Origin of the sequence: Xanthobacter aminoxidans (assembly GCF_023571765.1) — a bacterium.
GTDB classification, from domain to species: domain Bacteria; phylum Pseudomonadota; class Alphaproteobacteria; order Rhizobiales; family Xanthobacteraceae; genus Xanthobacter; species Xanthobacter aminoxidans.
Map to the genome: position 1 here is coordinate 1 of NZ_JAMJXC010000013.1, position 19,595 is coordinate 19,595.

Consider the following 19,595-nt stretch of genomic DNA (forward strand, 5'->3'; position numbering starts at 1 on the left):
TGAGACCCTGTTCTCGAACCTGGCGCAGGCCCGCGCCACCATCAGCTCATGGAAGGAGGACTATAACCTCAACCGACCTCATTCGGCGCTGGGCCATCGATCCCCCGCCGAGTTTGCCGCAACAATCACACTGGAAACCGTGGCCGCCTGAGGCCACAAATCAACCGGCGGACTCTCTCCTCAACTGGAGGAGAAATGGGGCTCACGTCAGGTGCGCTTTCGGCAACTGACCAGTGGGCGGAGCTTTCGGCGTTGGGACTGGGTCGAATTCGCCCATCGGCCACCCACGACAGATCGTCGTCGAGAAAGTTGCCACGTCTTCGAGGATGCCATTAAGGTTGTCGGCACCCTTCCGGAAAACGACAGGTTCGCACTTCTCGATCCGATGGTCACGCCCTCGGCATCGGCTGCGGCAAGCTCCGGCGCTTCTCTCGCCCTGATCCGGCCTTCCAATCCGAGATTTCGCTGGCGTCGGAAATCCGAGGCGCAACTCGAAGCAGAGCGCCGGGAATACCGAGAAGCGGGAAGGCAGCAGAGCCTCCTTGACGCGGACTTGGCCGCTTTTGAGCCCACCCCCTTCGCATTCGCGTTCACGTTTCGTGACGCAGAAGGGCCGCATACCTGGACCTGCGGCGATTGGGAAACGCACGCCACTTTCTTCTACTGGCGTAAGAGGTACGGAGAAGCGTCAGCGCTGGAACGGCTCGGCGGACGCTTCAATGACGAGTATCCTGCCAAGGGAATGCTGTTCGCCACGGGGAACATGATGAAGCGTCCCAAGACGTGGCAACTCCTCGGGGTCGTTCGGTTGGACGAGAAGGGGCAACTCGGATTGCTTTAGTACCCCGGCACGGCTGGCTTGGCGGCTCAAACTTGGCCCAGTAGCCACTTCGCAACCACGTCGCCGTAGCCGTTGATCAGCGTTCCCATGCCGACCATGAGAACGCCATTCCGGCGTTCGGCAAGCACATCTTTCTGAACCTCAGGAGCCTCTTTGGCGACGCGCTCGCGATAGAGAGCGATGTCTTCGCTCTTGACCGGAAAAAGTCCTGGAGGACGCGGGATAGCCGCTTGCGTCACCTTCTCAGGACCGTTTCGAAGATAGGGGCGAGCAGCCATCAAAATCCCGATGATGATGGTGAATGCCCCGAAACGTTGGACGATAACCGGGTCCATGGACACGCAGAGCCACCAAAGGTGCGCAATCAGAACTGCCACCCATACTCCCCACACCACCGCAGGAGAAATCAGGAGCCTCCTCCACAATGGAGGCGGGTCTCCTTGTTCGGAGTTGGTCATTCTGGGGTCCCGTTTTGGGGTCCCGGCTGGGGTACCATAGCCGAGGATGGGGTCCGTAGCCCCTTGAAAATCAATAGAAATTTTGAGTAAAGGTATTCTGGCGCGCCCTAGGGGAGTCGAACCCCTCTCTCCACCGTGAAAGGGTGGCGTCCTAACCGATAGACGAAGGGCGCGCGGCCGTTCCGGGGTTTTGGCCACCGGAGAGGGCGTCCTTATAGGGGGCGGGCGGCTTGGCTGCAAGCCTGTGGGGAAATTATCCAAAGCCGCGTCCTCACGCCCTGTGGGCAGAGGGCGCGGCCCGGGATCAGGTGGCCGCCGGCGGGAGGTTGCGGCGGCTCAAAAGCGGCGTGTCAGGCGCTCACCATTTGCCGGTGTTGGGCATAGAGGCCCACGGCTCGGCCGGGGGCTTGGGGCCGCCCTTCTGCAGCAGTTCGACGGAGACGTTGTCCGGAGAGCGCACGAAAGCCATGTAGCCGTCGCGGGGCGGGCGGTTGATGGTGACGCCCGAGGCCATCAGGCGTTCGCACAGGCCGTAGATGTCCTCGACCTCGAAAGCGAGGTGGCCGAAGTTGCGGCCCTCCCCATAGGGCTCCTTGTCCCAATTGTAGGTCAGCTCGATCTCGGCCACGTTCTCCTGGCCGGGAGGGGCGAGGAAGACGAGGGTGTAGCGACCCTGCGGCACCTCCTTGCGGCGCACCTCCTTGAGCCCCAGCTTGTTGCAGTAGAAGTCCAGCGACTGGTCGATGTCGGTCACGCGGACCATGGTGTGCAGGAAGCGCATCGGGGGTCTCGTCCGTATGAGGGGCGCAAGCCGGCGGGCCGGCCGGAGTGAAGTAGCAGGTGACGTATGATCTATGAAGGCGATCTCAAGGGGGCGCAGCAGCGCCTCCGCGAACTTCTGGACGGGTCGGCGCGCGCGGTCGCCTTTACCGGAGCGGGCATCTCCACCGAATGCGGCATCCCGGATTTCCGCTCCCCCGGCGGATTGTGGACGCAGAACAAGCCCATTCCCTTCGACGTGTTCGTCGCCCACAAGGCCGCGCGCAACGAGGCGTGGCGGCGCAAGTTCGCCATGGAGGAGGCGTTCGCCGGGGCGCGGCCCGGCCGGGGCCATAGGGCGCTCGCCCGGCTGCTGGGGCGCGGACGGATCGCCGGCGTCATCACCCAGAACATCGACGGCCTGCACCAGGCCTCCGGGGTGCCGGATGACGCACTGGTGGAACTGCACGGCAACGGCACCTATGCCACCTGCCTTGATTGCGGCGCGCGCTACGAGCTTGCCTGGGTGAAGGAGCGGTTCGATGCCGCCGGGGGCATCGCCCCCGATTGCCCGGAATGCGGCGGGCCGGTGAAGGCGGCCACCATCTCCTTCGGCCAGGCCATGCCCGAGCGCGAGATGGCGCGGGCGGATGCGCTGGCGAAGGTGAGCGACCTGTTCATCGTGATCGGCTCATCGCTGGTGGTGTTTCCGGCGGCCGGTTTCCCGCTCAAGGCGCGGCAGAAGGGGGCCCGGCTGATCATCCTCAACCGGGAGCCCACGGAGTTCGACGACATGGCCGAACTGGTGGTTCGCGACGAGATCGGCGACGTGCTCGCGCCCTTTGCCGGTGACGGGTGACAATGGCGCGCGAAGAGGGTGGGCGTTGCGCCATTCAGTTGCTATCCTACCTTCTCCGCGGCAACGGGTGCGCCGCCGCGCGTTAGTTTCGGGGTGGTCATGGGGTCTGACGCACTGGGGCTGGGGCCACGGACCGCCGGCTCGGAGGAGGGGACCGAGGAGCCTGCCGGGCTCGTCGAAGTCACCGGCTCCATCAAATGGTTCGACGCGTCGAAAGGCTACGGATTCATCGTGCCGGACGACGGAGGTCCCGACGTCCTCGTTCACGTGACATGCCTGCGCCGCGACGGCTTTCAGACCGCCATGGAAGGCGCCCGCGTGGTATGCGAGGCCATCGAGCGCACCAAGGGGCGGCAGGCCTTCCGCGTGCTCTCCCTCGACCTGTCGACCGCGGTGCACACCGCGCCGGCCTTGCCCCGGACCCGCGCCGTGGTGGAGCCCACCAGCGGCTTCGAGCGGGCCACCGTGAAGTGGTTCAACCGGCTGCGCGGCTTCGGCTTCCTCACCCAGGGCGACGGCACGCCCGACATCTTCGTCCATATGGAAACCCTGCGCCGTCACGGCCTCACCGAGCTGCGCCCCGGCCAGAGCGTGCTGGTGCGCTACGGCGACGGGTCCAAGGGCCTGATGGCCGCGGAAGTGAAGGCCGACGGCGGCCCCAGCGGGAACAATTGATGAGCCACATTCCGTCGCGGGCCGCCCTGGCGGCCAAATTCGCGCTTGCGTTCACCCTCGCGTTTCCGCTCGCGGGGCTGCCGGGCGTTGCCCGCGCGGCCGAGGCCGAGTGCGCCCAGATCAAGATCGATCCCAACCCGGTGCTGGACCCGCTGGAGATCGTCACCGCCAAGGGCGTGCTGGCCTTCCAGGTGGAGGTCGCGCGCACCAACGAGCAGCGCACCCAGGGCCTCATGTGCCGCAAGACGCTGCCCGAGCGGGGCGGCATGCTGTTCGACTTCAAGGTGGACCAGCCGGTCTATATGTGGATGAAGAACACCCTCATCCCGCTGGACATGGTGTTCATCCGTGCCGACGGCTCCATCGCCCGGATCGCTGCCATGACCACCCCGCTCTCTACCGAGACCATCTCCTCCGGAGAGCCGGTGCGGGCGGTGCTGGAGATCGGCGGGGGCGAGGCGCGCAGGCAGGGCTTGAAGGCCGGCGACAAGATTGCCCACCCCATGTTCCCGGCGAAATAGGGGGGGCGCCCCCTATTTCAGCGTCAGATAGCCCAGCAACCCTCCAGCGAAGATGTAGAGGGCCGGGTTGACCTTTTTCCCGATCATCTTCGGCCCGAAATAGACGAGGACGAACACCGCCACGGCGATCAGCGTCGTCTCGGTGCCGGTGATGGCGGTGCGCGCCACCGCGACCGTGCCGGCAGCCATCAGCCCGACGACGATGGGCGCCAGCGCCATCTGCAGGGCGAGCCGCCAGGGCGAGCCGTCGAAATGATTCCACAGGCGGGAGGAGCCGAGCGCCAAAACGGACGCCGGCAGGAAGAAGCCGGTGAAGGCGAGGAACGCCCCCAGCGTGCCGGCGACGTGATAGCCGATGACGATCACCATCAGCATGTTCGGCCCCGGCGCCACCTGTCCGAGGCTGTAGATGTCGCGGAACTGGCTGTCGGTCAGCCAGTGGTGGGCATCAATGGTCAGCGCCTTCATCTCCGGCAGCACCGCCGTGCCGCCGCCGATGGCGAGAAGCGACAGGAGCGAGAAGACGCCGAGGACGCTGAGGTCGGTGTGCGGATTGTTCATGGCTCGTCGACCTCTCCGCGGCCGGGACGGTAGATGAAGAGGGCCAGGGGCAGCACGGTGAGCAGCACCAGCACCAGCGAGACGTGGAGGAAGCTCACCATCACCACGGTGATGAGGATGAGCAGGATCTCGCGCAGGTGCTCCAGCTGCTTGTGCCCGATCTGCACCGTCACCGCCGCGAGCAGCCCCACGGCGGCGGCACCGATGCCGGCGAGGATGGCGTGCATGGCCGGATTGCCGTGGTTCGACACGTAGAAGATGCCGAGCGCGAACACGAGAAGGCCGCCCGGCAGCGTCATGCCGAGGAAGCCGGCGATCGCGCCCACCGGACCACGCAGCCGGTCACCGACGATGACACTCATGTTGGTCGCGTTGAGGCCGGGGAGGGCCTGGGAGATCTCCAGCGCCGTGAGGAACTCCTCCTCGTCCAGCCAGCCCTTTTCCACCACCAGCGCGTTGCGCAGATAGGCGACCACGCCGCCGCCAAAGCTGATGCCGCCGATGATGAGAAAGGTGATGAAGATTTCCAGGATGGAAACCTGCGTTGCGGCCGCGCCTTGCGGGGCGCCGGGCTCGGGAGGTGGTGCTGGGATCGGCGGCTCTTTGACGCTCATGGATTTTCGCCGGGAGGGTGAAGGTGAGCGGGCCGGTTGGGCCCGCCATGACCCCTATTCGGAGTGCGCGACTTCCTTGGCACCGATGCCATAGACCATGGCGGTCTTGGTGGTGCCGAGCTGCACCCATTCGGGCGCCATGTTCTGAACGTCGCGGAAGAAGTCCTCGGAGAGGCGCTTCGCCTTGTCGTTGACCTCGCTGTAGTGATCGAACTTCGCCTGGAAGGCGAATTCCCCCACCAGCGACTGCTCGGACGCGCGGTTGCGCCAGATGGCGATGGTCGCCTTCGCCTCGTAGCCGTGGCCGAAATCGAAGTGGCCGGGGTCCACCTGGATTTCTTCCACCGCCATGCTGTTCACGAGGTCGATCTGGGAATCCCCGTCCGCATCCACCGCCGACATGGAGGGGAATATGGACATGATGTTCTTCAATGCCGGGCTCAGCACGGCACCGAGCGACGTAATGATGCAATTGTGGGAATAGAGCGAGCGGATGCCGCCCAACTCTTCCTTGAGGGGAAGAATTTCTTCCTTGAACTTCACCTGGACCGCGCCGGTGATGCGAGGAGCCATCTCCACGGCCGTGGCCTTCTCGCGATCCGGGCTGCGGTACTTCAGGGCAAGTTCATGCTCCGGGCGCGGCCAGCCGTCGTCGTAGAAGGTGCGCTTCCGAAGGATGAAGGAGTTTCGGTAGAGGTCGAAGTCCGGGGTATCATAGAACAGCACTTCGCGGACCTGCCGGTGAAAGGCGTCCTTGTTGGTGACCACGCCCACCCCGTGCTTCTTGGCGACCGCCTTCACTTCATTCCAGTAATCCTCGAAACGCTTGGGCGAGTAGAATTGCTGCGGCCGGAGCAGAATCTTGTATTCACGATAGTGGATGTCGAGCATGGCGTCGTGCTCACTTTGCGTAACGTCGGATTCGTTGGGACCCCAGAATCCGATAAGGCGCACACCTTCCGTCGCCTGCGACCGGATGTCTACTGCCTCGCCATGTCCTGCCCGCAACCGGGCACCGGCGACGTTCCGAAACTGTTGCGCGAACGTCACATCGCACGCGTTTGCGTCCGATTTGGGCGGATGAACCGCTCGAATAGTATTGCGTGCCCTTAAATTGGGCTAACGTTGACGCCGCTTCGGCTTCAAGGACCCGGACAAGGGATACCGGTCATCCTCGAAGGTCCCGAGCGGCGCCTGGGATTGATCCCCGCACCGCTAAGGTCGTGACACGCTGCCGTTAGCATTCCCCAGTTGATGCCTCTGCACTCCGGGCCGTTGTCCGAAGTGTCCACGATGCACGCGCCCGTTCGCGGGCCGTGCAGTGATCTCGTCCAGGGCCTCGACGCCTTGGACCGAAAAGAGAGCGGCGCATTAGCGCCTGAGGAAGCGCCAGCGATGAGCCCCGCCGTTGGGACGGCGGTCGTGGGCTCCGCCTTTCGGAGGAAAAAATGACGACATTCGCAAGAATGGCGGCCGTAGCCGCTTTGTCTGCGGCAGCCTTGCTGCCCGAATCCCTGCCCGCACACGCCGGCTCCGTGACCCAGCCAGGTGAAACGGTTGGTCTGGCTGCCGGCGCGCCGCTGCCGGAAGGCGTATATGCCGTGAATACGGCTGACTATGGCTGCCGCAATACTTCGCCCGACAGCACCTGCGTCGGCGTGGATATTCCCGTTCTGGCCTGGGCTACTCCGGTATTCCTGTTCGGCGGGCGGCTACAGCTTCTGACTGCCGTACCGGTCGTCGGCGTCGGCGTGCAGAACGGAGATTATACTTCCGGCTTTTATAATCCGTTCTTCGCCGCTCAGGTCGCCTGGGATCTGGGGAACGGCTTCGGCTTCAGCTACATGGCCGGCTTCTATCTCGGCGTGAATACGGGAGTGGCCTTCGATTCAACCTCGTTCAACCAGCGTTTTGCCCTCAGCTACACGGCGGATGGCTGGAATCTGACGGCAAACGCCATCTGGGGCATCCAGGCGAACGGCGTGAGCAATACGATCAACCCGAACTTCCTGAACGTCGATCTGACCGCCACGAAGAAATTCGGCAAGTTCGAGATCGGCCCGGTGGCCTATTACTCCACCGACCTGAACAATCCCATCCCATTTTACCAGAAGCAGAGCCAGTTCGCGATCGGAGGCCTTGTCGGCTATGATTTTGGTCCCGTGATCCTGCAAGCTTATCTCACCACCGACGTCTATGAGCAGAACTACGGTGGCAACGATACCCGCCTGTGGGGCCGCATCATCGTTCCGCTCTGGAACCCGCCTGCGTCGACCCAGCAGACCGCGCTGCTGCACAAATAGAGCTCGTGAAGTGGCCAGACCTCCTCACGAGGGAGGTCTGGCCATGAGCGAGGCCGGGCCTCCATCCAAGGTTGGCGCGGCCGATCCGCCTCCGTGACCCGAGACGCCGACCCCCTTCGTCGCAGAACGGTCGGCGAGCCTTCGCGCGCGGAGGCGGGGTCGTGCCTGTGCCCCACTTGGTCCCGGCGACCTATTTGGGCTCCAGCGTCTTGCCGATGGAGGTGAAGAACGTCTCCGCGTACCAGCGCATCTCGGCTTCGATGTCCGGCTTGCCCGCAAGCTCGCACTGATCGACGAGACCGCTCACGCGCTCGAACATGTCGGCGATGAAGCCGTCCGGGCGGTCCTGCTGCCCGGCGAGCTGGGTGACGATGTCGCGCAGGATGTAATGCTGCACCATGGTGTGGGCCTGCGTGGTGCCCACCGCCTTGAGCATCGAGCCGAGCCACTCGGCAAGCTCCGTATCCGAAGCCATTGCAATCGTCCTTTCCCAAAATCCCGCCCGGCGGCGCAATCCTGCCCCCTGAGCCTGGTGCCGCGAGACCATCCCGGAGCCGGGTGAGTCGCATCCACCCGGTGCCGTCACACCGCCCGGGAAGATTAGCCCTCACCCGGCTTTAGCGGAACAATCGGGGAAGCGGGGGCGTTGCAGCTCCAGTCAGCGAAGCAGCAACAGGAGCACACAGATGCCGCGCAATGTCCTCTACGGCGTGATCGCGATTCTCGTCGTGGTTGGTGGGGTGTTCGCCTATCAGGCCTATGAGCGCGACCGGAACACCATGCAGATCGAGATCGGCCCCAACGGGGTGAAGGTTGATCCGCCCGGCCGCTGAGCCTGCGGCGGGGAAGGGCGGCGGAGGGTGGTCGGAGCAGCAGGATTTGAACCTGCGACCCTCTGCTCCCAAAGCAGATGCGCTACCAGGCTGCGCTATGCTCCGACATTCCGCCGAACGGCTTCGTTGCTACATTTTCAGGACGGGGGGCGCAAGGGGCGGGGGACACGTTACGAGAACGCATGGTGGACGAACGGGGAGGTTTGTGACGCAAAGTCCCGAAGAAGTCCCGAAGGTCATTCCGACCCGGATCGAGCAGCGCCACGGAGCGCCCGAAGATCGCGCCCCGCGTGCAATCGCCTATTGAGGCCTCGCGGGCGATGGGCTTTTCGGGGCGGAGGTAGAAGTGGCTCCCTGAGCAGGACTCGAACCTGCGACCATTCGATTAACAGTCGAACGCTCTACCAACTGAGCTATCAGGGACCGTGGGTCTCGCGACCGAGGCCGGCGATATAGCAACCACATCGCCGCTTGTGAAGCCGTAACACGCGCTTTTCCGGGGGAAGTTGCCGCACCGGCGCGCAAAGTGGCGCCGGTGCTGGATTTTCAAGCGCGCAGCAAATCGCCTTCCGGACCGGACTCCACCGTGCCGCTCACGCTGGAGCCGGCATTTTCGCTCTCGTGGGCGAACTGGGCGAAATAGAATCCGTAGTAGCGACCGCGACGGGCGATCAGCTCGTCATGGGTGCCGCTCTCCACCACGCGGCCGCCCTCGATCACGCAGATGCGGTCGGCGCGCACCACGGTCTGGAGGCGGTGGGCGATGACGATGGTGGTGCGCTCGTGGGCCAGTTCCGCCAGCGCCTTCTGCACCTCGGCCTCCGATTCGGAATCGAGGGCGGCGGTGGCCTCGTCGAGGAGCAGGATGGGCGCGTTCTTCAGGAAGGCGCGGGCGATGGCGATGCGCTGGCGCTGCCCGCCGGAGAGCTGCGCCCCGTGCTCGCCCACGAACGTGTCGTAGCCGTGCTCGAAGCCCATGATGAAGGGATGGGCGTGGGCCGCCTTGGCCGCCGCGACGATCTCCTCCTCCGATGCGCCCGGTCGGCCGAAGCCGATGTTCTCCCGGACGGTGCCCGAGAACAGGTAGACGTCCTGGCTCACCAGGGCCACCGAGGCTCGCACGGAGGTGCGGGAGACGGTGCGGGTGTCGACGCCGTCGATCAGCACGGCGCCGGACTGGGGATCGTAGAAGCGCTCGATCAGATTGATGATGGTGGTCTTGCCGCCGCCGGACTGGCCGACCAGCGCAGTCGTCCGGCCGGGCTCCGCCACCAGATCGAGGCTGCGCAGCACGTTCTCGCCGGGGCGATAGGCGAACACTACGTCCTTGAACTCCACCCGGCCGCGGGGGCGGGGCAGGGCGCCGACACCGGGGGAGTCGGCGTCGGGGGCGGGCGCGTCGAGCAGATCGAACAACATGCGCGCGCCCATGACGTGGCTGACCAGCTCCACATGCAGGCGCGACAGCCGCTTGGCGGGCTCATAGGCCAGCAGCAGGGCGGTGAGCACCGAGAAGAACTGGCCCGGCGAACGGCCGAGCTCGATCACATTGTATCCCGCGTAGAGAATCACGCCGCCGATGGCGAGGCCGCCCAGAGTCTCCATCAGGGGGCTGGACTTGGCCTGGGTGCGCACGAGGCGGTTGGCGTTGATCTCCACGTCGTCGATGAACTTGTGGGTGCGCTCCCGCATCACCGGCTCAAGCGTATAGGCCTTCACCGTGCGGATGCCCTGGAACACCTCCATGACGATGGAGGACAGCTTCACGCCCGAGGTGAAGCCGGTGGTGAAGATGGTCTTGGCCTTCTTGATGAGCTTGCGCGTGCCCAGCACCGCCGCCGGCATCACCACGAGGGCGATGACGGCCAGGAAGGGGTCCTGTACGAAGGCGACGCCGGCCAGCATCACCAGCGAGAGGAAGTCGCGGCCGATGCTGGTGACGATCAGGTCCAGCGCGCCACGCGCGCCCGCGGCGCCGGCGGTGAAGCGGGTGGTGATTTCCGCCGTGTGGCGATGGCCGAAATAGGCGGCGTCCTGAAGCATCAGCCGGTCGAAGGCGCGCTTCTGGTTGTCCGCCACCACCCGGTTGCCGATGCGGGCCATGGTGATGCTCTGCCCGTAGGCCGAGGCGCCCTTGATGATGGAAAGCACCATCACGATACCTGACACTGCCCACACCGCCGCAGGGGTGGGATGCACGAAGATGGCGTTGACGGCATCGTTCATCAGATAGGCGAGGCCGGCCGTGCAGGCGGCCATGGTGCCCATGAAGACGAAGGCCAGCACATAGCCCTTCCAGTGCTTGCGGCCATCGGACAGGAGGAGGCGCCGCAGGACGGCATTGGTCTCGTCCGAAGAGGGCGGAGGCCCGTGGCGCTGGGCGGCTTTCGCGTTCATGTACATCTCCGGCGGCGTCCGGATGCGGGACCGCTTCGGTGTCCCCATGAACTGCCAGCAAGAGGCTAAGTCAACTTTCCGGCCCGAGAGCATGCTGCAGCGCAGCGCCGCATATGGGGCAGAAGCTCGGTTATTCCAGGAGCTTCCATTCCGGGAGCTTCGCGGGAACTGGAGGCCACGGAGGGAATCGAACCCCCGTACACGGATTTGCAGGGCGGTGACAGCCGTGACGTCCGAACGTACAGTCCGAAAAAGCGTATCCGCAAAGCGGCTTACTGCCAGAGAAGTCGGCTTTGCGGATAATCCGGCTGAACATACGGATTTGGTGACAAATGGACCTAGTGACAAATTCCGTGGCAATCGAGGACGGCAGCCGCGAGGCCACGCTTGAGCATTTCATGCGTGAGCGTGGCATTGATCGCATGGAAACCCTGGTCTCCAAGGCGGAGGCGAAGGGGCTCGCCAGCGAGACGCCCGGCGCTATGAATGCAATCCGGTCCCTCATCCAGCCCATGGCCGATGGCGTGGCCGAACTGTTCGCGGCGGAGCGGGCGCGGAAGATGGGCCGCCCGTCCATCGTCATGTCGAAGATCGGCGAGATGGAGCCCGACCTCGTCGCTTACCTCACCATCAAGGAAACCATCAATTATGCGGCGGGGCGCTGCCCGCTGGGCCGTCTGACCCACCACATTGGCTCGGTGCTTGAAGACGAGGTGCGCATGGCGGTGTTCGATAACGCCGCGCCGAAGCTCTACCGGACCGTTGACCGCGACGTGAAACGCAAATCGTGGGACGCGGTTCACGCTGAATTGATCTTCTCCGCTGCCGCCAAAGCGGCGGACATCGAGCTTCCTCGGTGGAGCCGTGCCGACAAGATGCAGGTCGGAACCCGCCTTGTGGACATCCTCATCGAGCGCACTGGGCTCATGACGGCCTTTGATGTCCATGAACGCAAGAACAGCACCGTCAAGGTGGTCGAGATGACGGAGTTCGGCCGCCGGTGGATCGCCGACTTCAACGGCAAGGCCGGCCTTCTCCGCCCCTCGCTCACGCCCACCGTCGTCCCTCCCGTCAAGTGGGTAGGGACCACCGGGGGTGGCTATTTGACGCACGCAATCCGCAGCTTTTGCGTCGTGAAGCGGACCTACCGTTCCCATGTCGAAGCCCTGAAGGCGGCGCCAGGGATGCCCGCCATCTACCGGGCCATGAACGCCATCCAGGAAACGCCGTGGGCGATCAATGGGAAGGTCCTCGACGTCATGCTGGAGGCGGACGAGCGCGGCATCCTCCTTCCTGGGATGCCCCCGCCCAACCCGAACCCGCTTCCCGAACGGCCGGCCGACATCGACACCAACGAGGCCGTGCGGCGGGCCTGGAAGGAGAAAGCGAAGCTCGTCTATGAGCAGAACGCGGAGGACGAAGGCCGGCGGCTTGAGCTGGCGCAGCTCCTGACGATAGGGAAGGAGTATCGGGGCGACGCGCAGATTTATTTTCCGCAACAGCTTGACTTTCGCGGAAGAGTCTACTCCATCCCCAACACGCTGCACCCGCAAGGCTCCGATCGTGGCAAGGCTCTTCTGCACTTCGGCCCCGGCAAGCCCCTCGGAGATACCGGGCTGCGCTGGCTGGGCATCCACGGCGCCAACGAGTTTGGTGTGGACAAGGTCAGCTTCGACGACCGCGTCGCCTGGGCCATGGAGCACCGGGAGGCCGCCGCTGCCTGCGCCCGCGATCCGTTCTCGAACCGCTGGTGGACCGAGGCGGACAAGCCTTGGGAGTTCCTGTCGTGGTGCTTCGAGTTCGGCGCCATCGACTGGAGCAACAGCCCCGAAGCCTTCGTGTCCCACCTCCCCGTCGCCCAGGACGGGAGCTGCAACGGGCTCCAACATTTCAGCGCCATGCTGCGCGACCCTGTCGGCGGCGCGGCGGTTAACCTCGTGCCCTCCGACGTCCCGCAGGACATCTATCAGCGGGTGGCGGATCGCGCGGTTGAGCGGTTGGCAAAGGAAGTGGCTGATGCCCGTGCCGAGGGGCGGGAGGACGAGAAGGCTCGCTGGGCTTATGGCTGGCTGGCGTTCGGCCTCAACCGGAAGATCACCAAGCGCCCGGTCATGGTGCTGCCCTATGGGGGCACGATGACGAGCTGCCTGGAGTACACCCGCGCCGCTGTCCGCGAGCAGATCAAGGATGGAAAGGGGCACAACTTCGGCGACGAGTTGCCCAAGGCGGAAGCCTATCTGGCCTCCACCATCTGGGCCGCCATCGGCGACGTGGTGGTCGCGGCGCGGGCCGTTATGTCGTGGCTTCAGAAGGTCGCGCGGGTGGCCGCGAAGGCGGGCGTCCCGCTCCAGTGGACCACCCCGAGCGGCTTCGTGGCGCACCAGGAGTACCGCGACTTGCGTCGCCGCCGTGTGGAGAGCCGCCTTCGGGGGGCCGTGGTCAAGGTCTACTATCAAGAAGACACGGACCAGCTCAACGTCAGCCGGCAGGCCCTGGGCATCTCGCCCAACTTCGTGCACAGCATGGATGCCAGCGCCATGATGCTCACCATCAACAGGTGCCTTGACGATGGCATCGGTGCCTTCGCCATGATCCACGACAGCTATGGGACCTACGCGGCCGACACCGACCGGCTGTCGCAGCACCTGCGCTCGGCCTTCGTGGATATGTATGAAGAGCACGATGTGCTGCGTGAGTTCCGGGATGCCGTGGTCGCGGCCCTTCCTCCAGAGGCGTCGGAGTTCGACATCCCTCCGCTCCCACGGATGGGAACCCTCGATCTTCAACGGGTGCGGGAGTCCGCCTACTTCTTTGCTTAGAAGGTACGTTCAGGCGTAATAAACGCTCGAACGGACTTTCCCGCCACTCTTGCCTAAATTGGAACATCCAGCCCATGAACGCTTCTCCTAAGCCTTCCATCACCATCCGCATCGGCGCTGCCCATTGGGACGCCACCCTGGCGGACGGGACCAACTTCGACTTCGCGAGCATGACCTCGAACGAGCGCCGGCAGTGGTACCGGGCGTTCGGCGACATCGTCTGGGACACCTATGGCCACAACGTGAAGGGGGCTCGCCGGTGATGAAGCGCTTCCTCATCGCCGCCCTGGCCGTCGCCGGGCTGACCCTCGCCGGCTGCGAGGATGGCAGCTACTTCAACGCCAACACCAAGCAGCTCAAGTCCGACAAGGTCGGCCGCCTCGAAGCGTCCGGAGATGACCTTCGCGTCTACGAGTTCACGCCACAGTCCGACCCGACGAAGCAGTGCGTCTTCGTGGCCGGAGACAAGAAGGGTGGTCTCGTCTGCTTCGACAAGCGCCGGCCGTGATCCGCAAGTTCCTTGCCTTCCTCTCCGACCTTCTCCTCGACACCTACAACAACGACAGGAACCCCTGAAATGAACGACACCACCACTGCCCCCGCCTTCACCGACATCTTCGGCAATGACATCCGCATCGGCGACGAAGTGGCCCATGTGAAGCGCGGCCCCGGCGGCTACATGAGCATCCCCGTGACCAAGGTGGAGGGCTTCACCGCCGCCATGGTGGTCATGGAGAGCGGCCTCAAGGCCCGCCCGCACCTTGTCGTCGTGAACACCGCCGCCCGCACCGCCGTCAGCGAAGAGGTGGCCGCCGAGTGAACCCCGACACGCTCGTCAACGCGCCTTCCGAGGCGGTTGCGAAGGTGGCGATGACGCTCCTCGACCGTCTCCAGGATCACCCGCCGGCCCTCCAGTGCGCCGGCCTCGCCTCGGTCTTCCTGGCCGCCTGCCGGGTGCACCGAGTGAACCCCCACGAAGTCCTCAACGTCGCCCAGAACCTCATGGCCGACACCATCCACGGCGAGCGTCCCGAGTTCCGGGCGCTGCGCCTCTATGCGGAGCACGAGCTGAAATGAACATCCACGGCACCATCAACATGGGCGACGTCAACATCACCTTCACCGACGAGGGCCTCGCCATCGACGGCGCCATGCCGAACACCATTCGTTCCGGCCTCGCCATCGGTGCCTCCATCGTGACCCAGGTCCTCATCGACTGCGGCGCGTCGGAGCATGCGTTCGGCACCGCTTTCCTGAATGCGTTCGGCGACTATGCCGTCCAGGCCGCCAATCAGGCCGAGGAGCAGGCGGTCGCCCAGGCGCTCGATGCCATCAAGGAGATGCTCGCCGAGGCCATCTTCGAGCAGGAAGAGTTCGACCTCTTCGACCCCAAGCACAGCGGCGAGTGAACGCATCCGGCGCGTCCGAGCCGTGCCCAAGTGGTACGGCCGGACGTACTGGTTTCCCTCTTCAGGAATTTGGAGCACACCAAATGAACGCGCATTCTGCCTACGCCTCCTCCAACGGCATCGTCACTCTCCGCCCCATCGTCACCCGTGGCGCCGCCGGCCGGCCCGTCACCAACTCGCGGGACGTCGCCCGGTACTTCGGGAAACGGCATGACGACGTGCTGAAGGCCATCAAATCCTTGCTGGATCAGGCTCCGTCCATTGCCCGCAATTTTGCGGCCAATGAGGTCGAGGTGAAGGTCGGGTTCGGAACACGCAAGTCTCCCACTTACGACATGGACCGGGACGGCTTCACGCTCCTGGCGATGGGCTTCACCGGCCCCAAGGCGCTCCAGTTCAAGATGGCCTACATCGCCGAGTTCAACGCGATGGAAGCCGAGCTGAACGCGGCCGTCGAGAAGTCCCCCTTCCAGCTCCCTGACTTCACGGACCCCGCCGCTGCCGCCCGTGCCTGGGCGGATCAAGTGGAAGCTCGGGCGCTGTCCGACAAGCGGGCTGCCAAGGCGGAGAAGTTTATCGCTGACGAGTTCGGCTACGTCACGGTGGGTGAGTTCGTCCGGCAGAATGGGGCTGCCAACTTCCGCCGGCATGGACTCACCAATCAGAAGCTCGGGCAGCAGGCCAAGACCTTGGCGCTCCTTCGCGGCATCGAAGTTCGGGAGGAGATGCAGGAATACACCGACGAGTTCGGGGACACCTACGTCAACACGCTTCGGGTTCACCGCCGCGACCTCCTTATTGAGGTGTGCGGTCGCTACGGAATTGACGCCCGGTGAACGACATGCCCCGCGCCCTGCGCATCGCCAAGCTCTATTGGGCTGACGGCCAACCCATCCCCATCGACCTCTTTCTCGAACTCCTGGACCTGGGCCTCGACGCCCAGGCCCTGGAAGACGAACACCTCTACAACCAGGACTGAGACACAACATTGGCTGACAAGAAGAAGCGGAACAAGATCAAGATCGGCAGCTTCGTGAGCCCCATCGGCATCGCGAGTTACCCGCATCTGAACAAGCCGGACACCAAGTGGAATGAAGCCGGCGAGTACCGCTGCACTCTTATCTACGACGAAGACGTCGCTGAAAACCTCCGCCCCAAGCTCGAAGAACTTCTCGACAAGGGCTTCGAGACCATGAAGAAGGAGCACTATGGCGACAACCCCAACACCGCCAAAGCGAAGCGCTGCGCCAAGCTCGACGTTCCGCTGAAGGCGGTGGAGGACGAGGAGGGTAACGAGACCGGCACCTACAAGCTGTCCCCGAAGAAGACGGCGTCCGGCGTCAAGAAGGACGGCACGCCCTGGACGGCCAAGGTTCAGGTCTTCGACAGCAAGGGCAAGAAGCTGAGCCCGGTCCCGTCCATCTGGGGCGGCTCCAAGCTCCGGGCCGACATCGACGTCTACGCCTACTTCGCCGCCAAGGACAACGCCATCGGCATCACCCTGGAGCTGGTTGGCGTCCAGGTTATCGAGCTGGTGGCCGGTTCCGGCGAGCGTGAGAGCGCCTTCGGTGAGGTCGAGGGCGGCTATGTGGCCTCCGAAGAGGAGGGCTTCGGTCGCGGCTCCGGTGAGGACGACGGCGAAGACGACAGCTCCTCCTCCGACGATGACGACGAGGGCTCGGCCGACTTCTGATGGCAGTGACGAAAGACCGGGGCGTGGTCGAAGGCTATCGCTCCGGTCTCGAAGAGAAGCTCGCCGACCAGCTCAACCGGGCCGGCGAGCCCGTGGTCTATGAACAGTTCAAGCTGCGCTACACGCAGCCCGAGAAGCCCCGCACCTACACGCCGGACTTCATCCTCCACAACGGCATCATCATCGAAAGCAAGGGGCGCTTCGTCACCGCCGACAGGCAGAAGCACCTCTTCATCAAGGCCGATCATCCCGCCTTGGATGTCCGCTTCGTCTTCTCAAATTCCCGGTCCCGCATCGGCAAGGCTAGCCCCACCACCTACGCCATGTGGTGTGAGCGCAATGGATTTCTGTTTGCCGACAAGTGGATACCGCAGGAGTGGCTCGACGAGCCTCTCGACCTCACACGCATGATCGCCGCGAAGGCGGCCCTCGGCTGGGACCCGCCGTCCTGGCCCTGATCTTCACGGGGAGCGTCCTCCGTCGGCGCTCCCCATCCACCGCCAGCTCTCCAGCAACCTAACGAAAGGTAAGGCAATGGCTTTCAAGCCGCTCATGTCCAAGTCGCAGACCCAGCTCCTCCTCGACCATTTCCGGGTGAAGGGCTCCATCTCCGGCATCGAAGCCCAGGCGCTCTACCGCATCCGCAGTCTCTCGCGCCGGATCAACGACCTCGAAGCTCGGGGCTACATCTTCGCCCGGTCCGAGGAGAAGGACCCCACCGAGCAGCGCTATACCCGTTACCACTTCATCGGCCTGAAGGCTGAAGGGAAGGCCGCGTGATGCAGCTCATCGACGCCACCCATTGCAAGGTGGGGCAGTATTTCCTCATCGCGCTCTCCCTCGCGCCCGGCGTCACGGGCACCGCGAGCGGTTCCTACTACCAGTTTGAGGTGGCCGAGGAGGAGGCGCGGAAGCGGGCCGCCAGCACCGGCCTCCCGCACCTCGTCGTGAAGGTGGAGAAGCATTTCAAGCCCTCCTTCCAGGTGGTGGAGGTGACCAACGGACAGCAGTGAACTTGTATCGAAGGGGCCGTGCGCATCGTGCGGCTCCTCCGATGCTTGCGCAACCTACAGCGATGGACATTCTTACTGCTTTTCTTGTGGGGCTTTTGTCTCCGGGGACGGCCATTCTTCTCCTCGGGATGTACATGGACCTAACGGGAAGGGACGGCGAGTGGCCGGTCTGATCCCGTTCGGAGAAGCCCAGGACCTCACCAAGCGCCACCTCACCGAAGAGACATGCCGCCGCGCCGGCTACACCGTGTCCCGAATGGGCGGGGAGCTGGTCCAGGTCGCCAACTATCGGGACGACACGGGCGCCATCGTCGCCCAGAAGGTCCGGGGCCGGGACAAGGAGTTCCGGTTCCTTGGTGACACCAAGTCCGCTGGGCTCTTCATGCAGCACCTGTGGAGGGACGGCGGGAAACGCATCATCATCACAGAGGGTGAGGTGGATGCGCTCACCGTGTTCCAGGAGATGGGCTACAAGTGGCCCGTGGTGTCCGTCCCGAACGGAGCCCAGGGCGCGAAGAAGTCCTTGGGCAAGCACCTGGAATGGCTCCTGAAATTCGAGCATGTGGACCTGTGCTTCGACCAGGACGACCCTGGCCGGGAGGCGACCGAAGCGTGCCTCGAACTCTTCCCGCCCGGCCACGCCCGCATCATCCGGCTTCCTCTCAAGGACGCCAACGAGATGCTCCAGGAGGGCCGGCGCAAGGAGCTGATCGACGCCCTGTGGTCCCCCGTCGAGTTCCGCCCGGATGGCATCGTCACGGTGGCGGACATATTCGACGAGGCCATGGAGGAGCCGGAAGATGGGCTTCCGTGGTTCCTCGACACCCTGACCGCCAAGACTTTCGGACGACGATATGGCGAGGCGGTGGCGCTCGGAGCCGGAACCGGCATCGGGAAGACGGACTTCATCACCCAGCAGATCACCTTCGACATCGACGTTCTGAAAAAGAAGGTGGCCGTGTTCGCGTTCGAGCAGGTGCCGAAGGAGACCCTATGGCGAATTGCCGGGAAGGCAGCCGGAAAGACGTTCCATATCCCGGATGGGAGCTGGTCCAAGGAGGAAAAGGTTGCGGCCCTGACCAAGCTCCGGGACGACGACCGGCTCTATTTCTATAACCACTTCGGCGCCTGCGATTGGGACATCGTCTCCTCCCGCATCCGCTTCCTGGCTCACACCGAAGGTGTCCGCATCTTCTACATCGACCACCTCACCGCGCTTGCCGGCCACGGCGACGAGGAGCGCGGCTCCCTTGAGAAGATTATGGCCGAGCTGGGAGCCCTCGTGAAGGAGCTGGACATCTGGGTTCTGTTCGTCTCGCACCTCACCACGCCGGAGGGCAAGCCACACGAAGAGGGCGGCCGGGTGACCATCAAGCAGTTCAAGGGCTCTCGCGCCATCGGCTACTGGAGCCACTTCATGTTCGGGATGGAACGCGACACCCAGGCGGAGGACGAGGAGGAGCGCCAGACGACCACCTTCCGCGTCCTCAAGGACCGCTACACTGGCCGGGCCAACGGCCTGACCATTCCTCTCGAATACGACACCGAGACCGGCCGCCTCTCCGAAGTGGAGGCACGGGCTTTTCCACCTACCGAAACCGACGAAGAGAAGAAGGACTTCTAGTGGACAATATCACGACCGCAACCAAGACCGAAGACGTGGAGTTCGGTATCGGCTTGGCCGAGGACGGAACGGCGTTCGTCGTCCTCCGCGTCGCCGGGGAGGCCGTTGCCTTCCCCGCGTCCTGGATGCCGGCTGTCCTCGACGGACTCATGGACATCCTGGAGGCCACCTTCTCGGTGCCCGAGGGAGAAGCCCTCAACTGATGGATGGGACATG

At 64.3% G+C, this 19,595-nt stretch carries 28 protein-coding genes and 3 tRNA genes; 21 read left to right on the forward strand and 10 right to left on the reverse strand.

What is annotated here, in order from left to right:
* Window positions 1–7 precede the first annotated feature (7 nt).
* Window positions 8–151 carry an integrase core domain-containing protein gene (locus EJ105_RS18295; RefSeq protein WP_431192972.1) on the forward strand — a complete coding sequence of 48 codons (144 nt, stop codon included), beginning with the start codon at window positions 8–10 and terminating at the stop codon, window positions 149–151.
* A 60-nt stretch (window positions 152–211) separates the two neighbouring features.
* Window positions 212–841: a DUF8758 domain-containing protein gene (locus EJ105_RS18300; protein WP_250167474.1), complete on the forward strand. Its 630-nt coding sequence runs from the start codon at window positions 212–214 to the stop codon at window positions 839–841.
* Between the two features lie 26 nt (window positions 842–867).
* Here the strand turns inward: EJ105_RS18300 and EJ105_RS18305 are convergent, their stop codons facing one another.
* From EJ105_RS18305 to EJ105_RS18315, 3 genes are all read right to left on the reverse strand, one after another.
* Entirely contained in the window at window positions 868–1,218 is a 351-nt protein-coding gene (locus tag EJ105_RS18305; RefSeq protein ID WP_250167475.1) for a hypothetical protein, read from the reverse strand.
* Window positions 1,219–1,397: 179 nt separating this feature from the next.
* A tRNA-Glu gene (locus tag EJ105_RS18310) sits at window positions 1,398–1,472 on the reverse strand.
* Window positions 1,473–1,657: 185 nt separating this feature from the next.
* Complete coding sequence (locus EJ105_RS18315) at window positions 1,658–2,080, reverse strand: VOC family protein (protein WP_024278979.1); 423 nt, start codon at window positions 2,078–2,080, stop codon at window positions 1,658–1,660.
* 66 nt (window positions 2,081–2,146) lie between these two features.
* Here EJ105_RS18315 and EJ105_RS18320 point away from each other — a divergent pair, with 66 nt between their 5' ends.
* From EJ105_RS18320 to EJ105_RS18330, 3 genes are all read left to right on the forward strand, one after another.
* Complete coding sequence (locus EJ105_RS18320) at window positions 2,147–2,917, forward strand: SIR2 family NAD-dependent protein deacylase (protein ID WP_250167476.1); 771 nt, start codon at window positions 2,147–2,149, stop codon at window positions 2,915–2,917.
* Between the two features lie 99 nt (window positions 2,918–3,016).
* Window positions 3,017–3,592 (forward strand): cold-shock protein, encoded by a 576-nt coding sequence (locus EJ105_RS18325; RefSeq protein WP_024278981.1) that lies wholly within the window; start codon window positions 3,017–3,019, stop codon window positions 3,590–3,592.
* Window positions 3,592–4,113 carry a DUF192 domain-containing protein gene (locus EJ105_RS18330; protein WP_250167477.1) on the forward strand — a complete coding sequence of 174 codons (522 nt, stop codon included), beginning with the start codon at window positions 3,592–3,594 and terminating at the stop codon, window positions 4,111–4,113. The genes EJ105_RS18325 and EJ105_RS18330 overlap by 1 nt, the downstream gene beginning before the upstream one ends.
* Before the next feature lie 12 nt (window positions 4,114–4,125).
* Here EJ105_RS18330 and EJ105_RS18335 read toward each other — a convergent pair whose 3' ends face one another.
* Genes EJ105_RS18335 through EJ105_RS18345 form a run of 3 tightly spaced genes read right to left on the reverse strand, consistent with a single transcriptional unit; the run spans window position 4,126 to window position 6,179 of the window.
* On the reverse strand, window positions 4,126–4,674 hold the full coding sequence (locus tag EJ105_RS18335) for a chromate transporter (protein ID WP_024278983.1): 549 nt from the start codon (window positions 4,672–4,674) through the stop codon (window positions 4,126–4,128).
* Window positions 4,671–5,288, reverse strand: coding sequence for a chromate transporter (locus EJ105_RS18340; protein ID WP_250167478.1), 618 nt, complete (start codon window positions 5,286–5,288; stop codon window positions 4,671–4,673). Before EJ105_RS18340 ends, EJ105_RS18335 begins: the two co-directional genes overlap by 4 nt.
* 54 nt (window positions 5,289–5,342) lie before the next feature.
* Window positions 5,343–6,179, reverse strand: a complete 837-nt coding sequence (locus EJ105_RS18345) for a hypothetical protein (protein ID WP_250167479.1) — start codon at window positions 6,177–6,179, stop codon at window positions 5,343–5,345.
* 557 nt (window positions 6,180–6,736) lie between these two features.
* Between EJ105_RS18345 and EJ105_RS18350 the strand changes: the two genes are divergently transcribed.
* Complete coding sequence (locus EJ105_RS18350) at window positions 6,737–7,591, forward strand: transporter (RefSeq protein ID WP_024278986.1); 855 nt, start codon at window positions 6,737–6,739, stop codon at window positions 7,589–7,591.
* Window positions 7,592–7,781: 190 nt separating this feature from the next.
* Here the strand turns inward: EJ105_RS18350 and EJ105_RS18355 are convergent, their stop codons facing one another.
* Window positions 7,782–8,066 (reverse strand): hypothetical protein, encoded by a 285-nt coding sequence (locus EJ105_RS18355; protein ID WP_024278987.1) that lies wholly within the window; start codon window positions 8,064–8,066, stop codon window positions 7,782–7,784.
* Between the two features lie 211 nt (window positions 8,067–8,277).
* Between EJ105_RS18355 and EJ105_RS18360 the strand changes: the two genes are divergently transcribed.
* Window positions 8,278–8,424, forward strand: a complete 147-nt coding sequence (locus EJ105_RS18360; protein WP_197023028.1) for a hypothetical protein — start codon at window positions 8,278–8,280, stop codon at window positions 8,422–8,424.
* 28 nt (window positions 8,425–8,452) lie between these two features.
* Here the strand turns inward: EJ105_RS18360 and EJ105_RS18365 are convergent.
* From EJ105_RS18365 to EJ105_RS18375, 3 genes are all read right to left on the reverse strand, one after another.
* Window positions 8,453–8,529 (reverse strand) — tRNA-Pro (locus EJ105_RS18365).
* 242 nt (window positions 8,530–8,771) lie between these two features.
* Window positions 8,772–8,847 (reverse strand) — tRNA-Asn (locus EJ105_RS18370).
* A gap of 123 nt (window positions 8,848–8,970) precedes the next feature.
* Window positions 8,971–10,821, reverse strand: coding sequence for an ABC transporter ATP-binding protein (locus EJ105_RS18375; protein ID WP_250167480.1), 1,851 nt, complete (start codon window positions 10,819–10,821; stop codon window positions 8,971–8,973).
* Between the two features lie 353 nt (window positions 10,822–11,174).
* Here EJ105_RS18375 and EJ105_RS18380 point away from each other — a divergent pair, with 353 nt between their 5' ends.
* The 14 genes from EJ105_RS18380 to EJ105_RS18445 all read left to right on the forward strand — a co-directional run bounded on the left by EJ105_RS18380 (window position 11,175) and on the right by EJ105_RS18445 (window position 19,582).
* Window positions 11,175–13,640: a DNA-directed RNA polymerase gene (locus EJ105_RS18380; RefSeq protein ID WP_250167481.1), complete on the forward strand. Its 2,466-nt coding sequence runs from the start codon at window positions 11,175–11,177 to the stop codon at window positions 13,638–13,640.
* A 74-nt stretch (window positions 13,641–13,714) separates the two neighbouring features.
* The gene (locus EJ105_RS18385; RefSeq protein ID WP_250167482.1) at window positions 13,715–13,903 is read left to right on the forward strand and encodes a hypothetical protein; all 189 of its coding nucleotides are present in this window, start codon (window positions 13,715–13,717) and stop codon (window positions 13,901–13,903) included.
* A complete protein-coding gene (locus EJ105_RS18390; RefSeq protein WP_250167483.1) occupies window positions 13,903–14,148 on the forward strand; it encodes a hypothetical protein in 246 nt (81 codons plus the stop codon). The genes EJ105_RS18385 and EJ105_RS18390 overlap by 1 nt, the downstream gene beginning before the upstream one ends.
* 69 nt (window positions 14,149–14,217) lie before the next feature.
* The gene (locus EJ105_RS18395; RefSeq protein ID WP_250167484.1) at window positions 14,218–14,460 is read left to right on the forward strand and encodes a hypothetical protein; all 243 of its coding nucleotides are present in this window, start codon (window positions 14,218–14,220) and stop codon (window positions 14,458–14,460) included.
* Window positions 14,457–14,717, forward strand: a complete 261-nt coding sequence (locus tag EJ105_RS18400; protein ID WP_250167485.1) for a hypothetical protein — start codon at window positions 14,457–14,459, stop codon at window positions 14,715–14,717. The genes EJ105_RS18395 and EJ105_RS18400 overlap by 4 nt, the downstream gene beginning before the upstream one ends.
* Window positions 14,714–15,049, forward strand: coding sequence for a hypothetical protein (locus EJ105_RS18405; RefSeq protein WP_250167486.1), 336 nt, complete (start codon window positions 14,714–14,716; stop codon window positions 15,047–15,049). The genes EJ105_RS18400 and EJ105_RS18405 overlap by 4 nt, the downstream gene beginning before the upstream one ends.
* Window positions 15,050–15,132: 83 nt before the next feature.
* A complete protein-coding gene (locus tag EJ105_RS18410) occupies window positions 15,133–15,885 on the forward strand; it encodes a Rha family transcriptional regulator (protein WP_250167487.1) in 753 nt (250 codons plus the stop codon).
* Window positions 15,882–16,028, forward strand: a complete 147-nt coding sequence (locus EJ105_RS18415) for a hypothetical protein (RefSeq protein WP_250167488.1) — start codon at window positions 15,882–15,884, stop codon at window positions 16,026–16,028. The genes EJ105_RS18410 and EJ105_RS18415 overlap by 4 nt, the downstream gene beginning before the upstream one ends.
* A 9-nt stretch (window positions 16,029–16,037) precedes the next feature.
* A complete protein-coding gene (locus EJ105_RS18420; RefSeq protein WP_250167489.1) occupies window positions 16,038–16,742 on the forward strand; it encodes a hypothetical protein in 705 nt (234 codons plus the stop codon).
* Window positions 16,742–17,200 (forward strand): hypothetical protein, encoded by a 459-nt coding sequence (locus EJ105_RS18425; RefSeq protein ID WP_234049828.1) that lies wholly within the window; start codon window positions 16,742–16,744, stop codon window positions 17,198–17,200. The genes EJ105_RS18420 and EJ105_RS18425 overlap by 1 nt, the downstream gene beginning before the upstream one ends.
* Window positions 17,201–17,276: 76 nt before the next feature.
* Window positions 17,277–17,522 (forward strand): helix-turn-helix domain-containing protein, encoded by a 246-nt coding sequence (locus tag EJ105_RS18430; RefSeq protein ID WP_234049829.1) that lies wholly within the window; start codon window positions 17,277–17,279, stop codon window positions 17,520–17,522.
* Complete coding sequence (locus EJ105_RS18435) at window positions 17,522–17,755, forward strand: hypothetical protein (protein ID WP_250167490.1); 234 nt, start codon at window positions 17,522–17,524, stop codon at window positions 17,753–17,755. The genes EJ105_RS18430 and EJ105_RS18435 overlap by 1 nt, the downstream gene beginning before the upstream one ends.
* 160 nt (window positions 17,756–17,915) lie before the next feature.
* Window positions 17,916–19,379, forward strand: coding sequence for a DnaB-like helicase C-terminal domain-containing protein (locus tag EJ105_RS18440; protein ID WP_250167491.1), 1,464 nt, complete (start codon window positions 17,916–17,918; stop codon window positions 19,377–19,379).
* Complete coding sequence (locus EJ105_RS18445) at window positions 19,379–19,582, forward strand: hypothetical protein (RefSeq protein ID WP_250167492.1); 204 nt, start codon at window positions 19,379–19,381, stop codon at window positions 19,580–19,582. The genes EJ105_RS18440 and EJ105_RS18445 overlap by 1 nt, the downstream gene beginning before the upstream one ends.
* Window positions 19,583–19,595: the final 13 nt, after the last annotated feature.